The 15244-nt window shown below is 32.9% G+C and carries 15 protein-coding genes and 1 pseudogene; 9 read left to right on the top strand and 7 right to left on the bottom strand.

The window, feature by feature from the left end; genetic code table 11:
* Window positions 1–192: 192 nt before the first annotated feature.
* The gene (locus tag JMUB898_RS04505) at window positions 193–2124 is read right to left on the bottom strand and encodes an ABC-F family ATP-binding cassette domain-containing protein (protein WP_044466878.1); all 1932 of its coding nucleotides are present in this window, start codon (window positions 2122–2124) and stop codon (window positions 193–195) included.
* Between the two features lie 358 nt (window positions 2125–2482).
* Here JMUB898_RS04505 and JMUB898_RS04510 point away from each other — a divergent pair, with 358 nt between their 5' ends.
* From JMUB898_RS04510 to JMUB898_RS04535, 7 genes and pseudogenes are all read left to right on the top strand, one after another.
* Window positions 2483–3124, top strand: coding sequence for a redox-sensing transcriptional repressor Rex (locus tag JMUB898_RS04510; protein ID WP_044466877.1), 642 nt, complete (start codon window positions 2483–2485; stop codon window positions 3122–3124).
* Between the two features lie 89 nt (window positions 3125–3213).
* Entirely contained in the window at window positions 3214–3501 is a 288-nt protein-coding gene (locus JMUB898_RS04515) for a hypothetical protein (RefSeq protein WP_044466876.1), read from the top strand.
* Window positions 3502–3774: 273 nt separating this feature from the next.
* Window positions 3775–4869 carry a YeeE/YedE family protein gene (locus tag JMUB898_RS04520; protein ID WP_044466875.1) on the top strand — a complete coding sequence of 365 codons (1095 nt, stop codon included), beginning with the start codon at window positions 3775–3777 and terminating at the stop codon, window positions 4867–4869.
* Window positions 4870–4881: 12 nt separating this feature from the next.
* Window positions 4882–5106, top strand: a complete 225-nt coding sequence (locus JMUB898_RS04525) for a sulfurtransferase TusA family protein (RefSeq protein ID WP_002445323.1) — start codon at window positions 4882–4884, stop codon at window positions 5104–5106.
* 178 nt (window positions 5107–5284) lie between these two features.
* Window positions 5285–6535 (top strand): ammonium transporter, encoded by a 1251-nt coding sequence (locus tag JMUB898_RS04530; protein ID WP_044466874.1) that lies wholly within the window; start codon window positions 5285–5287, stop codon window positions 6533–6535.
* A 130-nt stretch (window positions 6536–6665) separates the two neighbouring features.
* A pseudogene (locus tag JMUB898_RS12855) lies at window positions 6666–6761 on the top strand (LacI family DNA-binding transcriptional regulator); the annotation flags it as partial.
* Between the two features lie 98 nt (window positions 6762–6859).
* Window positions 6860–8335, top strand: coding sequence for a sucrose-6-phosphate hydrolase (locus JMUB898_RS04535; RefSeq protein WP_044466873.1), 1476 nt, complete (start codon window positions 6860–6862; stop codon window positions 8333–8335).
* 72 nt (window positions 8336–8407) lie between these two features.
* Here the strand turns inward: JMUB898_RS04535 and agrA are convergent, their stop codons facing one another.
* Genes agrA through JMUB898_RS04555 form a run of 4 tightly spaced genes read right to left on the bottom strand, consistent with a single transcriptional unit; the run spans window position 8408 to window position 11181 of the window.
* Complete coding sequence (agrA, locus tag JMUB898_RS04540; protein WP_002445329.1) at window positions 8408–9124, bottom strand: quorum-sensing response regulator AgrA; 717 nt, start codon at window positions 9122–9124, stop codon at window positions 8408–8410.
* Between the two features lie 14 nt (window positions 9125–9138).
* Window positions 9139–10434, bottom strand: coding sequence for a quorum-sensing sensor histidine kinase AgrC (agrC, locus tag JMUB898_RS04545; RefSeq protein WP_049402089.1), 1296 nt, complete (start codon window positions 10432–10434; stop codon window positions 9139–9141).
* Between the two features lie 34 nt (window positions 10435–10468).
* Entirely contained in the window at window positions 10469–10612 is a 144-nt protein-coding gene (agrD, locus tag JMUB898_RS04550; RefSeq protein ID WP_121909995.1) for a cyclic lactone autoinducer peptide AgrD, read from the bottom strand.
* Window positions 10613–10614: 2 nt separating this feature from the next.
* Window positions 10615–11181, bottom strand: coding sequence for an accessory gene regulator AgrB (locus tag JMUB898_RS04555; protein ID WP_044466871.1), 567 nt, complete (start codon window positions 11179–11181; stop codon window positions 10615–10617).
* A 317-nt stretch (window positions 11182–11498) separates the two neighbouring features.
* On the opposite strand from JMUB898_RS04555, the gene JMUB898_RS04560 reads away from it, so the two are divergent.
* Complete coding sequence (locus JMUB898_RS04560; protein ID WP_080981464.1) at window positions 11499–11576, top strand: delta-lysin family phenol-soluble modulin; 78 nt, start codon at window positions 11499–11501, stop codon at window positions 11574–11576.
* A 370-nt stretch (window positions 11577–11946) separates the two neighbouring features.
* Here JMUB898_RS04560 and JMUB898_RS04565 read toward each other — a convergent pair whose 3' ends face one another.
* Together JMUB898_RS04565 and JMUB898_RS04570 are read right to left on the bottom strand one after the other, a co-directional pair.
* Entirely contained in the window at window positions 11947–12732 is a 786-nt protein-coding gene (locus tag JMUB898_RS04565) for a carbon-nitrogen family hydrolase (RefSeq protein WP_044466870.1), read from the bottom strand.
* 101 nt (window positions 12733–12833) lie between these two features.
* The gene (locus JMUB898_RS04570; protein WP_044466869.1) at window positions 12834–13460 is read right to left on the bottom strand and encodes a nitroreductase family protein; all 627 of its coding nucleotides are present in this window, start codon (window positions 13458–13460) and stop codon (window positions 12834–12836) included.
* Window positions 13461–13649: 189 nt separating this feature from the next.
* Here JMUB898_RS04570 and JMUB898_RS04575 point away from each other — a divergent pair, with 189 nt between their 5' ends.
* Entirely contained in the window at window positions 13650–15218 is a 1569-nt protein-coding gene (locus JMUB898_RS04575; RefSeq protein ID WP_126501919.1) for an SdrH family protein, read from the top strand.
* Window positions 15219–15244: the final 26 nt, after the last annotated feature.

Genomic DNA, 15244 nt, shown 5'->3' on the forward strand with positions numbered 1-15244 from the left:
TGGATATAGGGGTGAATAACTCGAATAATTTTGAGCAAAAGTGTGAATTTACCTGTGGATAACTAGGATAACTCTGTGGATAGCCATCATATCCACGATAAACGGTGTGAATAATATTTGTGTAATAACATACTAAAAGACACTAAAAAGTAAGAAATTCTACTTCTCAGTGCCTTCGATGATATTAGTGATTTATAATTTTTCTTGTAATTCTTCCCATTCAAACATCACTTGTTCTAATTTTTGTTCGGTTTCATTTTTTTCTTCAGCTAATTCAGCAGCTTTAATAGGATCATTAAATACTTCCGGTTGCGTCAATTGTTCTTCAATATAAGAAATATGTGTTTCAAACGCTTCAATTTTAGCTTCGCATTGTTCAATTTGACGTTCTATTTTTCTTTGATCTCGTTTTTGTTGCTTTTGGTTCATATATGATGAAGGCTTTGTTGTGCTATCATTCTTCACATTTTCAGCATCATTTTTTAATTCTTTTTGAGCCTTTAATGCTGCAGCTTCTTCAGTTTTTTCAATGTAATATTGATAATCACCGAGATACATTTGTCCACCTTGATAATTGAGGTCAAATACTTTATTTGCAAGTTGATTAATAAAATATCGATCATGTGAGACGAAGATTATAGTTCCTTCAAAATGTTTTAATGCTTGTTCTAACATTTCTTTAGAATCGATATCTAAGTGGTTGGTCGGTTCGTCGAGAATTAAGACATTATCTCTTTGTAGCATTAATAAAGCTAACTGCAAACGTGCTTTTTCGCCGCCGGATAAGTCATTAATAATTTTCTTCACATCTTCTTGAACAAATAAGAAGCGACCTAGAACAGCTCGTACATCTTTTTCATTCATCGTAGGATATTGATCCCATACATAATCTAAAATTGTTTTATTCGATTTAAATTCTGCTTGTTTCTGATCATAATAACCAATTTGAAGATTTGCACCAAAGGTGATGCTACCGCCAAGATTGTCTTGTTTTTGGGCAATTGTTTTAATTAGCGTAGTCTTTCCAACACCATTAGGACCAATCACAGCTATATGATCGCCTTTAGAAACTTCAATATTAATGGGTTCAGTAATAGGAGCGTCATAACCAATTTTTAAATTTTTGATGTGCATGACATCATTTCCGGTATTTCTTTCAAAACCAAATTGTATATTCGCACTTCTTGCATCAATCATTGGTTTATCTATGCGTTCCATTTTTTCTAATGTTTTGCGACGACTCTTTGCCATACCACTGGTAGATGCGCGGGTAATATTTTTCTCTACGAATGTTTCTAAACGCTTAATTTCTTCTTGTTGTTTTTCGTATTCTTGCATACGCTTTTCATAATATTGATCGCGTTGTTCAATAAATTGTTCATAATTACCTACATAACGTTTCACATCTCCAAGTGCGACGTCATAAATTTGAGTGACGATTTTATCTAAGAAATATCTATCATGACTGATAATTACGATGGCGCCTTTAAAATATTTTAAGTAGTCCTCTAACCATTTTGTAGTTTCTAAATCTAAATGGTTTGTTGGTTCATCAAGTAAGAGTAGGTCAGGCTCGTTTAACAACATTTGTGCAAGCGAGAGGCGTGTTTTTTGACCACCACTAAAATCATTAATAGGTTTATCAAAATCATTCTCAGTAAAGTTTAAGCCATGAAGTACGGTTTTAATTTTACTTTCATATTGATAACCTTCCAGTTGTTCAAAACGATTCGTAAGCGATTCATAACGTTCCATATGTTCTTTATATGTTTCTGATTCGTATTCATGTGTATGTTGTGCAAGCCAATCAGTTTCTTCCTTAATTAGACTTTCCATATTTTTGATATGTTCAAATGGTTTTGACATCTCTTCGAAAACGGTAGCCGTTGAATTAAGTGTCATTTGTTGGGTAAGATAACCTAATTTTAAATTCTTTATCTTAGAAATGTGACCACTATCATAACTTTCAACGCCAGCGATAATCTTCATAAGTGTAGACTTTCCAGCACCATTTCTACCTACAACACCGATTCTCTCACCAGTTTTAACTTCAAAGTCTACATCAGTAAATATATCTTCACCATCGAACGATTTAGAGATGTCATTAAGTTGTAAAAGTATCATTCGATTCTCACCTTTCTAATTCAATTAAATAGTTATAGACTATACATAAACAATAAGATTTCAAATTTTTTAATTTTGTGCGAATTTTTAATTGTTAAACTTTATTATTCTCCAAAATAAAATTCGCTTGCCAAAAGAGACCTTATGATTAAGCTTATAATTAACTCAATTATCTTTATTTTACAGCATTCCCGCATCACATGAAACTGGGATATTTATTTTTAAAAATCAATAATGTATAATATTTAAGTATTCATTGTAGGCAATTATTTGTATATTTAAACGCCTTACAACTTGCACGTTAAAATGTTTGAATACATAAATATATTTCATTCAAACTTTAAGGGGGACCTATGATATGCCAGAACACACTAAAATTCCTCGTGCTACATTAAAGCGTTTACCTTTGTACTATAGATTTGTAAGTACATTAAAATCTAAGGGTATTGACCGTGTGAATTCCAAAGCAATAAGTGAAGCTTTACAAATAGATTCAGCAACAATACGTCGTGATTTTTCATATTTTGGTGAATTGGGTAAAAAGGGTTATGGTTATAACGTTGATAGTATGCTTGAGTTTTTTAAATCAGAGATTAGTGAAAGTGACGAAATCAAAATTGCGATTGTAGGCGTAGGTAACTTAGGCCGTGCATTACTTACGTATAATTTCTCAATCCATGATGAAATGACAATTACTGAAGCGTTTGATATTAAAGAAGATGTAATTGGAGAACAAGTTGGTAAAGTTGTAGTTAAACATAATAATGAGATTCAATCTAGATTAGCAGCTGAAGATATCGATGTCGTTATTTTAACTACGCCTGAAAATGTAGCACAACAAGTTACTGATCAGCTTGTAGAAGCGGGCGTCAAAGGGATACTTAACTTCACTCCAAGTCGAATCAAGACACCACAACATGTACAAGTTCATCACATCGATTTAGGTATTGAACTACAATCATTATTATTCTTTATGAAAAATTACAGTAATGGCAATTAATACATTGATAAGCATCCGTCAAAGGGTGCTTTTTTGTTATGAAAAAAATGATATAGTATACATAATCATATAAAGGGGTGCGCGCAAAAATGAGAGTTGAAGCAAATTGTAGTTATAAAGCACATATACCTCAAATGTTAACTGTTCCAGGAAAATTAATATTAGATGATCATACAATAATATTTAAAGCTTATGGCAAAGATCATACACCATTTGACTTGCAGTTTGATACCGACAAAGTTGTTCGATATAAGCAATCTAAAGGTTTGTTAGGTGGTAAGTTATTCATATATTACAATGACCATGAATGGTATAAGTTTAGACATTTTTCAAAAGAGGATTTAAAAGCAATCAATGCAGTATTGAAAATAAATTAATTTCTAAAAATATAGTAAAAACCATTGAAAATCCGAGAAAAATTAGTAATTCAAATTATATGCGTATGCTTCCCTAGGGTGCCGTCTCCGTCTGTAGTCTTCGACTGGCATTTCTCCCTCGGGATTTAGTGCATATATTTTTGAAGTTTGTTGAAAACAAAGTAATTTAATCTGTATGAGCTCTAATTTTAAAAGTCAAAAAATGATAAGTTTGCAAAATTTGAATATTTCCATTATAATACCTTATTATTTATATCGGAAATAGGTGATTAAATGACTTGGATGATAATTAGTGGACTCATCGTGGGTGTGTTACTAGGATTTGTAATGCAACGTACAAGATTCTGTCTCGCAGGCGGGTTCAGAGATATGTATGTTCAAAAAAGTAATAAAATGTTCTATGCCTTACTGGTAGCAATCACAGTTCAGAGTATAGGGCTACTCATATTGACAAGCTTTGGAGCTATTAAAGTGCCGACTCATACATTTCCTGTAGTTGGAACCATTATAGGTTCGTTTATCTTCGGCATAGGTATAGTACTCGCAGGTGGATGTGCCACTGGAACGTGGTATCGTGCTGGTGAAGGACTCATAGGTAGTTGGGTTGCCCTCATCTTATACGCAGTGACTTCTGCAATTACAAAAACGGGTGTATTACTTCCGTTGATGAATGTAATCAATCGACCTACAAATGTGAATGCGAGTGTAAGTCATTCAACAGGCATTCCGAACTGGGTACTTGTTTTAATTTTAACAGTGATTACAATCACTTTAGTTGTAAGAACTTTACGTAAACCTAAGGTAATGGTGCCTAAATTAAAACAAAAGCATACGGGTATTCGACATTATTTATTCGAAAGAAGATACCATCCATTTGTTGCAGGTATTGCTGTAGGTTTAATCGCACTACTTGCATGGCCTATGAGCGAATCAACAGGCCGCCCTTATGGACTTGGGATTACGACGCCATCTGCTAATTTAATAAACTATTTAGTCTCAGGTAATTCTAAATTTATCGATTGGGGCGTACTTTTAGTACTTGGTATCTTTGTAGGTTCTTATATCGCCGCAAGAGGTTCAAAAGAATTTAAATGGCGCCTTCCTGATAAAAAGACCATTCGTAATAGTGCCTTCGGTGGAATACTGATGGGGTTTGGTGCATCTGTAGCTGGTGGTTGTTCAATCGGTAATGGCCTTGTAGAAACTGCCACAATGAGTTGGCAAGGATGGATAGGCTTAGGATCAATGATTATTGGAGTATGGTTTATGAGTTACTTTATTTTCGTTAAACCTATGAAAAGGTTGCAACAAACGACAAATAATAAATCTCAAAATAATACAGTAAGTCAACGTACTCAAACGACATAAGGAGGTTATTCTATGGTACATGAATTAGGTACAGTAGGTATGGTATGTCCATTCCCACTTATAGAAGCACAAAAGAAAATGCAAGAATTAAATCAAGGCGATGAATTAAAAATAGACTTTGACTGTACGCAAGCTACTGAAGCTTTGCCTAATTGGGCGGCTGAAAATGGCTACCCAGTAACGAATTATGAACAATTAGATGATGCTTCATGGACAATCACTGTTCAGAAAGCTTAAATTATATATGAAGTGAGGCTAGCGGAATCGTGTGATTTCGCTAGCTTTTTTGTATCGTTTCAATACAATTATATCAGTTAGAATGTTAAATAAACTTACGCCACGTGTAATATTACCTTACCGATTTTTGCGCTTCCATCAATCACTCATTATGATGTTGATAAAGGAAGTGGTAAGAATGAATATGGATGATACAATTTTCCTATTTTTATGTACATTATTAGTTTGGTTAATGACTCCAGGTCTTAGTTTATTTTATGGAGGACTTGTCCAATCGAAGAATGCATTAAATACAGTTATGCAAAGTATGGCAGCAATTGTTATTGTCACATTCACATGGATGATTATTGGTTTTTCAATTAGTTTTGACCAAGGTAACGACTGGCTTGGTGGTTTTAAATTTCTAGGTTTAAATCACGTCGGTTTTGCAATTTCTAAAACTATTAGTCCACATGTCCCTCTCGCACTTTTCATGTTATTCCAAATGATGTTTTGTACTATCGCGGTTTCGATTTTATCAGGTTCTATAGCTGAAAAAATGAGATTTATCCCTTATCTTATTTTTGTTGGTTTATGGGTAGTATTTATTTATAGTCCAGTTGCACACTGGGTATGGGGTGGAGGCTGGATTAGTAAACTTGGTGCCATCGATTACGCTGGTGGAACAGTTGTACATATTACCTCAGGTGTGTCTGGTTTAATTTTAGGGATTATGATTGGGGTAGGAAAGAAACAAGAAAAGCATACGCCTCATAATTTACTCATTACGCTAATTGGAGGTATTTTAGTTTGGTTAGGTTGGTACGGATTCAATGTCGGCAGTGCGTTCACATTTGATCAAATCGCGATGGTATCGTTTGTCAATACTGTCATCGCTGCAAGTGCCGGTGCATTTGGCTGGTTGATTTTAGAATATGCTTTGAAAAAGACAACAAGTCTATTAGGCCTTTTATCTGGTGCACTTTCTGGGCTTGTAGCCATTACTCCAGCTGCAGGTTATGTCAATTATCTTAGTGCAGTCATTATCGCTGTAATTGGTGGTATCGGATGCTACGTTGTTATCAATTTAATTAAAGTGAAATTACAATATAACGATGCGCTAGACGCGTTTGGTATTCATGGCGTTGGTGGTGTGCTTGGTGCAGTACTTACAGGTGTCTTTCAGTCTCACAAGGTAAATGATGCCGTGGAAAATGGTCTCATATACACAGGCGATTTCAAAGTTATTTTAATACAATTAGCAGCAGCGCTTGCCACTGTGGTATTCAGTGCAATTGTTACATACATGATTGCTAGAATAATTAAGTCATTTACACCATTAGCAACGACTGAAGAAGAAGACAAAACTGGACTCGATGCAATTGTTCATGGTGAAAAAGCCTACTTCTATGGTGAATTAAATAAATTTAATCGTCGTATGAAATTCTAGTCCAACATATAGAAAGTGAATCTTACTCATTTATCATGTCGGTATCATTTGAACTATCACTTATTTAAAGAGGATATATATGTGATGAAATATGTTCGAGTTAATACATACATGATAGGTGAGTTTTCTTATGAAAAATATTTCCGATATCGCTAAGTGCGTAGATGTATTTAAACGTATCGTTTCCAGATTTTTGAATGTCGATTCATTTTCCATAAAATTCTCATGATTAAAACTAAAAATCTACATCTATATACGTAGCTCATATGTTAAAATATTAAAGTTAAGAAGAAAGCAAAATGAGTTGAGAGTAGGAGTGAAAACATGGCGGAATGGACACGTGAAGCACGTTATCAACGTATAGAAGATGTTGATACAGAGACGTTTATGGAACTAAAAAAACGAGTCGATGCTTCTCCATACAGACAGACATATCATATTCAGCCTGAAACAGGATTGCTAAATGATCCTAACGGCCTTATCTATTATGATGGGCGTTATTACATATCACATCAGTGGTTCCCATTAGGAGCAGTACATGGACTTAAATATTGGTTTAATTATACCAGTGATGATTTGGTACACTTTGAATCTCAAGGGCCTATACTAGAGCCGGATACGAAATATGACAGTCACGGTGTGTATAGCGGTAGTGCCTTCGAATATAATGGTCATCTCTATTATATGTATACTGGTAATCATCGCGACCATCATTGGAACCGTGTATCTAGTCAAATGATTGCCCGACTTAAAGAGGACGGTACTGTAGAGAAATTTCCTAAGCCGGTTATACATGGACAACCAGAGGGTTACACAAGTCATTTCAGAGATCCTAAAGTATTTGAAAAGGACGGTAAACTATATGCGATATTAGGCGCCCAAACCAATAATGAACAAGGTCGATTGGTCTTATATCGTAGTGAAGATGTTGTGAATTGGACATTCTTAGGTGAGATTCAAACAGATTTAAGTCAATTCGGATATATGTGGGAATGTCCAGATTATTTCGAGTTAGACGGTCATGATGTTATACTTTTCTGCCCACAAGGGGTTGAAGCGGAAGGTGAAAAGTATCGAAATATTTATCAATCAGGTTATATGATAGGGAATTTAGTTATTGAAAATATGACATTTGACCATCAAGCGTTTCAAGAATTAGATAGAGGATTTGATTTCTATGCACCGCAAACTTTTGTGGATAAACATGGAAAACGCATATTAATTGGTTGGATGGGACTACCAGACATTGATTATCCAACTGATTCTGAAGGATGGGCGCATTGTTTAACAATTCCTCGAGAACTCACAATAGAAAATGGTAAATTAAAGCAACGTCCACTCAAGGCGTTAGAAACTTTAAGAACGAATAAAGAAACTGCTTTGGGTTATGCAAATAAATTTAATCGCAAATTGCATCCTTATGAAGGAAAGCAATATGAAATGATTATTGATATTTTGGAAAATGATGCAACAGAAGTATATTTCGAATTAAGAAGTTCAAGAAATGAATCTACACTTATTATTTATAATCAACGTGAAAATACTATTACGCTTGATCGTTCTGATAGTGGTTTATTGCCAACAAATGTAGACGGGACAGCACGCACAACTAGGTTAGATACACCTCTCAATCAATTACACATCTTTGTCGATACTTCAAGTATTGAAATATTCTGTAATGATGGGGAACGCGTGTTAACTTCAAGAATTTTCCCAAGTGAAAATGCGACAGGTATCAAAGCATCCACAGAATCAGGACAAGTTTATTTACAATTTACGAAATACGAATTAAAGAAATAATTCGATATCAATGAAGAAACCCAGCTTTCACCTCAAATAGGGAGGAGAAAGCTGGGTTTCATTATGTGTGTATTAGATTTTTTTGACATTACGTACGGATGCGAAACAATTTTCGCCATTTTTGAAGTAAACCATACGCTCTTTTGAATCAATGGATTCAATATTATGTCGATTGACCACAAAACTATTGTGACATCTAAAGAAGCGATCATCGAGTTGCGCTAATTCTTTCAAATTACCATAAAACTCAATTTGGCGATTATCTAAATGCGCAATGAGTCGGTGCGACTTTGTAGATGATTCAAAGAACATAATATCATCATATTGAACATAAACTGAATTACTACCACGTTTTAATTCAATTGTTTCAACATTACTCTCTTTAGATAACAATTTAAGGCGTGTATGTGCCGTTTCAAGACAATCAATAATTCTTGTCTTTAACTCTGAAGGGTCATCTTTGAAAATAAAATCCATAGCAGCCACTTTATAAACGAAAGTTAAATAAGTGAGTTCACTATGACTTGTAACAAAGATAATATTACCTACAGGATCATGTTTACGGATTTCACTACCTAATTTGATGCCGTTCATATCAGCTTCTAATTGAATATCTAAAAAATAACAACCAATATCATTCATTTCTTTAGATTGTTCAAGAACCTCATAAGGATCATCAGTTGCGAGCGCTAACTCCATCGGTTTTTCTTCAATCATAATATAATTTTTGATAATTGATGCCATATTTTCTCTTTGTCTCGGATCGTCTTCGCAAACGAATATCTTCATCTGTTATCACATCCTTATGCTTCGTTCTTAGTATTTATGATTTCTACTTTTTGAACAAAATAACCATTTTCAATTACGGTATCTAATAAAACATTTTCGTTTTCATCAGTCAGTTCTTTAAGCGTAGATAAACCTAAACCTCTGTTATCACCTTTCGTAGAAAAGCCTTCTTCAAATAATTCATGAATTTTAGGGGTATTATCGCTACATTTATTCATCACAATGAATGTAACAGATTCTTCGTTATCAATAAAGGCAATTCGAATAAGTGGATCTTCAAGTGCCTCTGATGCCTCAATGGCATTATCAATAATAATACCTGTAATACGACTAAGTTCGATTGTATTCATGTCGATTTTATCTATTTCGTCAGGCACTTCTATACTGATTGGGATCTTTTTCTCTTGAGCCTGGAGAATTTTAGTCGTAATTAACCCTTTAATTTCTCTAACTTTCAATTTTTCTATTCCATTCAATTTAATTGAACGCGTCTTCATATTATCTTTTAATGGAACGATTTGTTCATTGAAATATCTCTTAAGCCCTGGCATATCATCTTCATGAATAAACTCAGATAGAGTAGAGAGAATGTTCACATAATCATGACGGAACTTACGCATTTCATTATTAATGCTCTCGATTCGCAAAGTATATTCATAATATGTTTCAATTTCCTCAAGATTTCGCTTATATTTCATTTCACGAAGTACAGTATAAGAAATAATGATTAAAATTATAAGTATTATTAAAACAATACCTACATAAAGGTATGTATAAAGTCTAAAAGTTTGAAAATCTAAGTCTTCGTTTCTAGTGAAAATAAATAATATGAAAAAAGTAATAACTAAGAAAATGGAAATGGTTGAAATATATAACTTATTTGAGTATAAGTATGATTTCTTAATAAGATTAATTAAAAATTTAGTTGCATATGATAATAGTATACCAAAACCGACAAAGCTAACTATGTATATAATGAACTTATATTCAATTTTATCAGAAAACTTTTCGGAGAATGTAATTAGTAAAACAGTTATAAAATTACATAAATATAATATAATATTCGAACCAAATATAGCTAAAATAGAAAAAAATTTCATTTTTCTGTAGAAAAATATTATAGAAAGTATAATTACAAGAATGAGAGTGTCGGTACCAATAAAAGTATACACTATATTAGAAGGGATTATAATTCCAATCATGAAAATATAATCCCTTATATTATATTTTACTCCCATTAATACTTTCACAACATAAAACATAAGTGCTAATTGAAAACTCGCTGTAATCCAATTATTTAATGAATCCATTTGCTACACACTTTCTATGAAAACTTATAACTAATTATTTTTGGTATGTTTCAAATAATTCTTTAGGTACTTCAGGTTCATCAAAATAAGTATTACATGTTCTGTAACCAGCTAAAAAACCAATTTTTTCAAAAATAAAACTAATAACTTTAAATAATAAATCGAAAATTTGCATCATTTTCATACATCCTCCTTAGTAAAAAAAATAGGTAATAGGGTCAGCGATTCTAAAAACATCCCCCAAACCACAAGTTGTACTAGTGGTCTTTTAATAAAAATACATACAATCAATAATAAAATACTTACCATAATAGAAGTTAGCCATTTTCGTTTAATAAGGTGTTTTGGTATTGGCTGTTTTCTAGTTGCAGCAGGAGCAAATTTAATAACAATGAATAAACTTATTAATCCTACTCCTATTAATACAAAATTACTTATATGAAAAAGAGTTAAAAACCAAGGCACTATTAAAAAAAATAATAGATTTTGTATGTGACACAATAGAGATGATTTAGCATGTGCACCATGTGCATTACTTCTAACTAGAAAATAACTTATGTGAGTTAAAAGGGTATAAATAAATGTGTGGAAAATCAGCGCTAACCCATAAACAACTATAGTTTTTTCAATATTCGAAACTACTACTTGCATACCTAAACGAACTTTTAAAAATTGTATACGATCTAAATTGTTCTTACGTTGTAGGTAGTTAGCAAATTGGTCAATTTTTTTATCAATTATTTTCACTTGCCTGCTACTCTCCTCATATATCATTATACAATTTTGTGCAATTCATTTTAAGAAATATGCCTAACTGTTATATAAATATACCTAAGTGTTATTTTTAATTCCTAAGTGATATTTTAACATAAAAAAATTTACAGTTACGTATGTTTTTTGGCGAGTTAAGAAATATTTGTTTCATTATGTATAATGCATGTTTTAATAGACTCATATCACAGAGATGTGATGGAAAGATAGTTGAAAAATTTGCTTAATCTTAACTGAATGATTTTTCCCTAATCATTCAAATCCATTATTTAGTCGGAAGGAGTGAAGTTGACATGGCATCAGATATCATTTCTACAATCAGTGATTTAATCAAATGGATCATTGATACAGTTAAAAAATTCAAAAAATAAGTTTTGAATTTTTCATTGTAACTTTGTTTTCTTCGTATAGTATGACTAAGAAATGGATTGTTAAGCCATCCCAACTTAACAATCCAGAATTCTTGAATAGCAAGTGAGCAACATTTGCTATAAAGCTGTAGTTTCCTTGGACTCAGTGTTACGTATTATTCTTAGCTACCTTTAATTAGGTAATTATTTCTAGCATGTAAGCTATCGTAAACAACATTCAATTTATCATTAATAAAACAGATAAATTCACTAAAATTTTTTCATAATTAATAACATCCCCAAAAAATAGATTGAAAAAATAACTGTAAAAACATTCCCTTAATAATAAGTTATCAAAGCCGTGAGTCCCTCCCAAGCTCACGGCTTATTTTTATTTGTATAAATGAGGTTTTAAATTCTTGAAGACAGGAATAGACTCCCGTTGTTTATCCACTAACTCTAGATCTATAGTAGTTGTAAGTATACCTTCGTCACTTCCCAATTCTTGTATGATTTCTCCATTAGGGTTAATTACTGTGGAGTAACCTGCATATTCAGTATTCCCATCATTGCCACAACCATTTGCCGCTACAACGTACATATCATTTTCAATTGCTCTTGCTTTGAGGAGTGAAAGCCAATGATTAAGTCTAGCACTTGGCCACTGAGCTACATAGAATGCGATTTTAGCACCGCTTTTAGCAGGATATCTTAATAATTCTGGAAATCTTAAGTCATAACAGATAATTTGAGTTGCTAGTGTTCCGTCTGATAATTTGAAAGGCTCAGGCACGATATTTCCATCTGAAAGAAATTCAGGTTCTCTTAACATAGGTACGAGATGTACTTTATCATATTCATTAATTAATTCGCCGTCTTTATTGATTGAAAATGCCGTATTGTATACATTTTCATTTTTAATATTAGAAACAGATCCAGCGACAATATCTACATTAAATTCCTTAGCAAGTTGAGATATAAATGGAAAACTTCTTTTTAAACTGATGTCGGCTTTATCTTCAAGTTCTTCTAACGCATAACCGTTATTCCACATTTCAGGTAAAACAACGACATTAGTATCATCATCTATGTATTCATTAAACCAATTTGTGATTTTAGTTTCATTTTCTTCCGTATTACCGTAAGCCACGTGAAATTGAAAAAGTTGAATTTTCATATTCTTCACTCCTCATTTGAGTTTATCTATAAGATACTAAAGTTATCTATTAAACGCAAAAAGGCGCCTGTAGTTGATTTACACAGACGCTAACTCATAGATTATTTTTTTACGATAAAACGATCTTCGATAGGTTTAATTTCTTTTTCTTTAGCTTCTTCACGTACATCACCGAAAGGCATTTGTGCAATTAATTTCCAAGTTTTAGGAATATCGAATTCACTTGCAGTTGCTTCATCCACGATTGGATTGTAATGTTGTAAAGAAGCGCCAATACCTTGTGTAGCCAATGCAGTCCATATAGCATATTGATGCATGGCATTTGCTTGATTAGACCAGATTTCAAAATTCTCATAGAAATTAGGCATTTTATCTTGTAAAGCGTTAATCACACTTTGATCTTCATAATAAAGAATTGTACCGTGTGAATGTTTAAAATTATCAATTTTTTGTCGAGTTGGTTCGAAATCTCTATCTTGTCCCATTGTTTCTTTCAGTATTGACTTTGTTGTTTCCCAAAACTTTTCATTTTTATCATTTAAAAGTAAAACGATTCTCGTAGATTGTGAATTGAATGCTGAAGGTACGTGTTTAACAGCATGTGAAATGATTTCTTCAAGTTCTTCATCACTTATAGAAATCGATTTTTCTAAATTATAAATCGTTCTTCTACTTTCAATTGCTTCACTAAATGTTGGTTCTTTTTCATTTTTATTTAAAAATCCCATTTTAAAATACTCCTTTGTTTATGATGTATATTCACTATAATAATTATACTTTTCAAAGTAAACAAATAATTACTATGAAGTTTCAACTATATTAATATTCATTTTCAAAAGACTTATTTAAATGCAAAAGTCTTTTATTTTATATATACTAAGGATGATAAGAAAAAGAAAAGGGGAGGTGATTGGGTGATGAAAAATATTAAATTAAAGCATTCGTTTGTATTAACAGGCTTTGCCTTTATGCTAAGTACGTCTATGCTAGATCATCAAGCTCACGCAGCTGAAAATGAAATCGCAAACCATGCAAATTCTAATACGGAATTGAATCATACTGACTCTGTCAATTCATCTTCTAATGATGATACACTAAAACCTCAAAACAATATAAATGACGTTTCTACTTCTGAAAATGAAAGTGCAGATAATTCTGATGCAAATACAACGAGTGAGGTAAATTCAGATTTGGATTCTGACAGCGATTCAAATTCAGATAGCGATGCAGATTCTGATCATAATTCTGATAGTGATTCAGACAGTCATTCAGACTCAGATCAAGGTTCGGATTCCGATAGTGACTCAGACTCTGATCACAATTCAGACTCAGATTCAGACAGTGACTCCGATTCTGATCAAGGTTCCGATTCCGGTAGTGATTCCGATTCAGATAGTGACTCAGGCTCCGATTCAGACCACAGTTCGGACTCAGATCACGGTTCAGACTCAGATAGCGATTCGGGTTCTGACCATGGTTCAGACTCAGATCAAGGTTCGGATTCCGACAGCGATTCCGATTCAGATAGCGGCTCCGACTCCAATCACGGTTCAGATCATGACCACTCATCAGATAGTGGCGGGCATCATCCAGGTGGTGGTGATTCAGGATCTCATGGAAATAATAACCATGGTTCAAACGGTTCGGATGGTAACAACAATAATGGTCATTCCAATCATGGTTCATCAGGTAACTCACATGGGTCTCACCAGAATAATCCAAATCAACCACCTAAATCTGATAACAATAATGGAGGAACGGATAGTCCAGGGAATGGAAACTATGGAAGCCATAATAGTAATAATGATAGTGGCCCTCCATATAAAAGAAACCCGAACACAAACAATAGTTCAGACTATCCACAATCGAATCATCAATCGCAGCACTATGATCGTAATCAATTTATTTGGAATAGATCAGGTTCAGCCGTAAATCACAATCATTATAATACTAGTAATGAAAAAACTGACGACAACTCTATTCTGAACCGTTTTAAAAATTTAGCGAGTGGTGCGTATAAATACAATCCATTTTTAATTAACCAAGTGAGAAACTTAAACACTGAAAATGGGGAAATTACTGATAGTGATATTTACAGTTTATTTAGAAAACAAAATTTTAGTGGGAATGAGTATTTAAATTCTTTACAAAAAGGGTCTAACTATTTTAGATTCCAATATTTTAATCCATTAAATGCTAGTAAATATTATGAAAATCTAGATGAGCAAGTTTTAGCACTTATCACTGGCGAAATCGGTTCAATGCCAGATTTGAAAAAACCTACTGATAAAGAGGATTCAAATCATAGTGCCTTTAAAAATCACAGCGAAGATCAAATCACAACCAATGATGAAGAACAAACGGATGACTATAAAAATAAGAAGAAATTTAATCGCACCCTCATTACACTAAGTAGTGTGATTGTTGTCATATTTGCAGGTGTAGTAGGTATGTTCTTATATAATAGAAAGAACAATCAACAATAACAAAGAAAGCATCTAATCATGTACGT

The organism is Staphylococcus caprae (assembly GCF_003966625.1).
Classification (GTDB): domain Bacteria; phylum Bacillota; class Bacilli; order Staphylococcales; family Staphylococcaceae; genus Staphylococcus; species Staphylococcus caprae.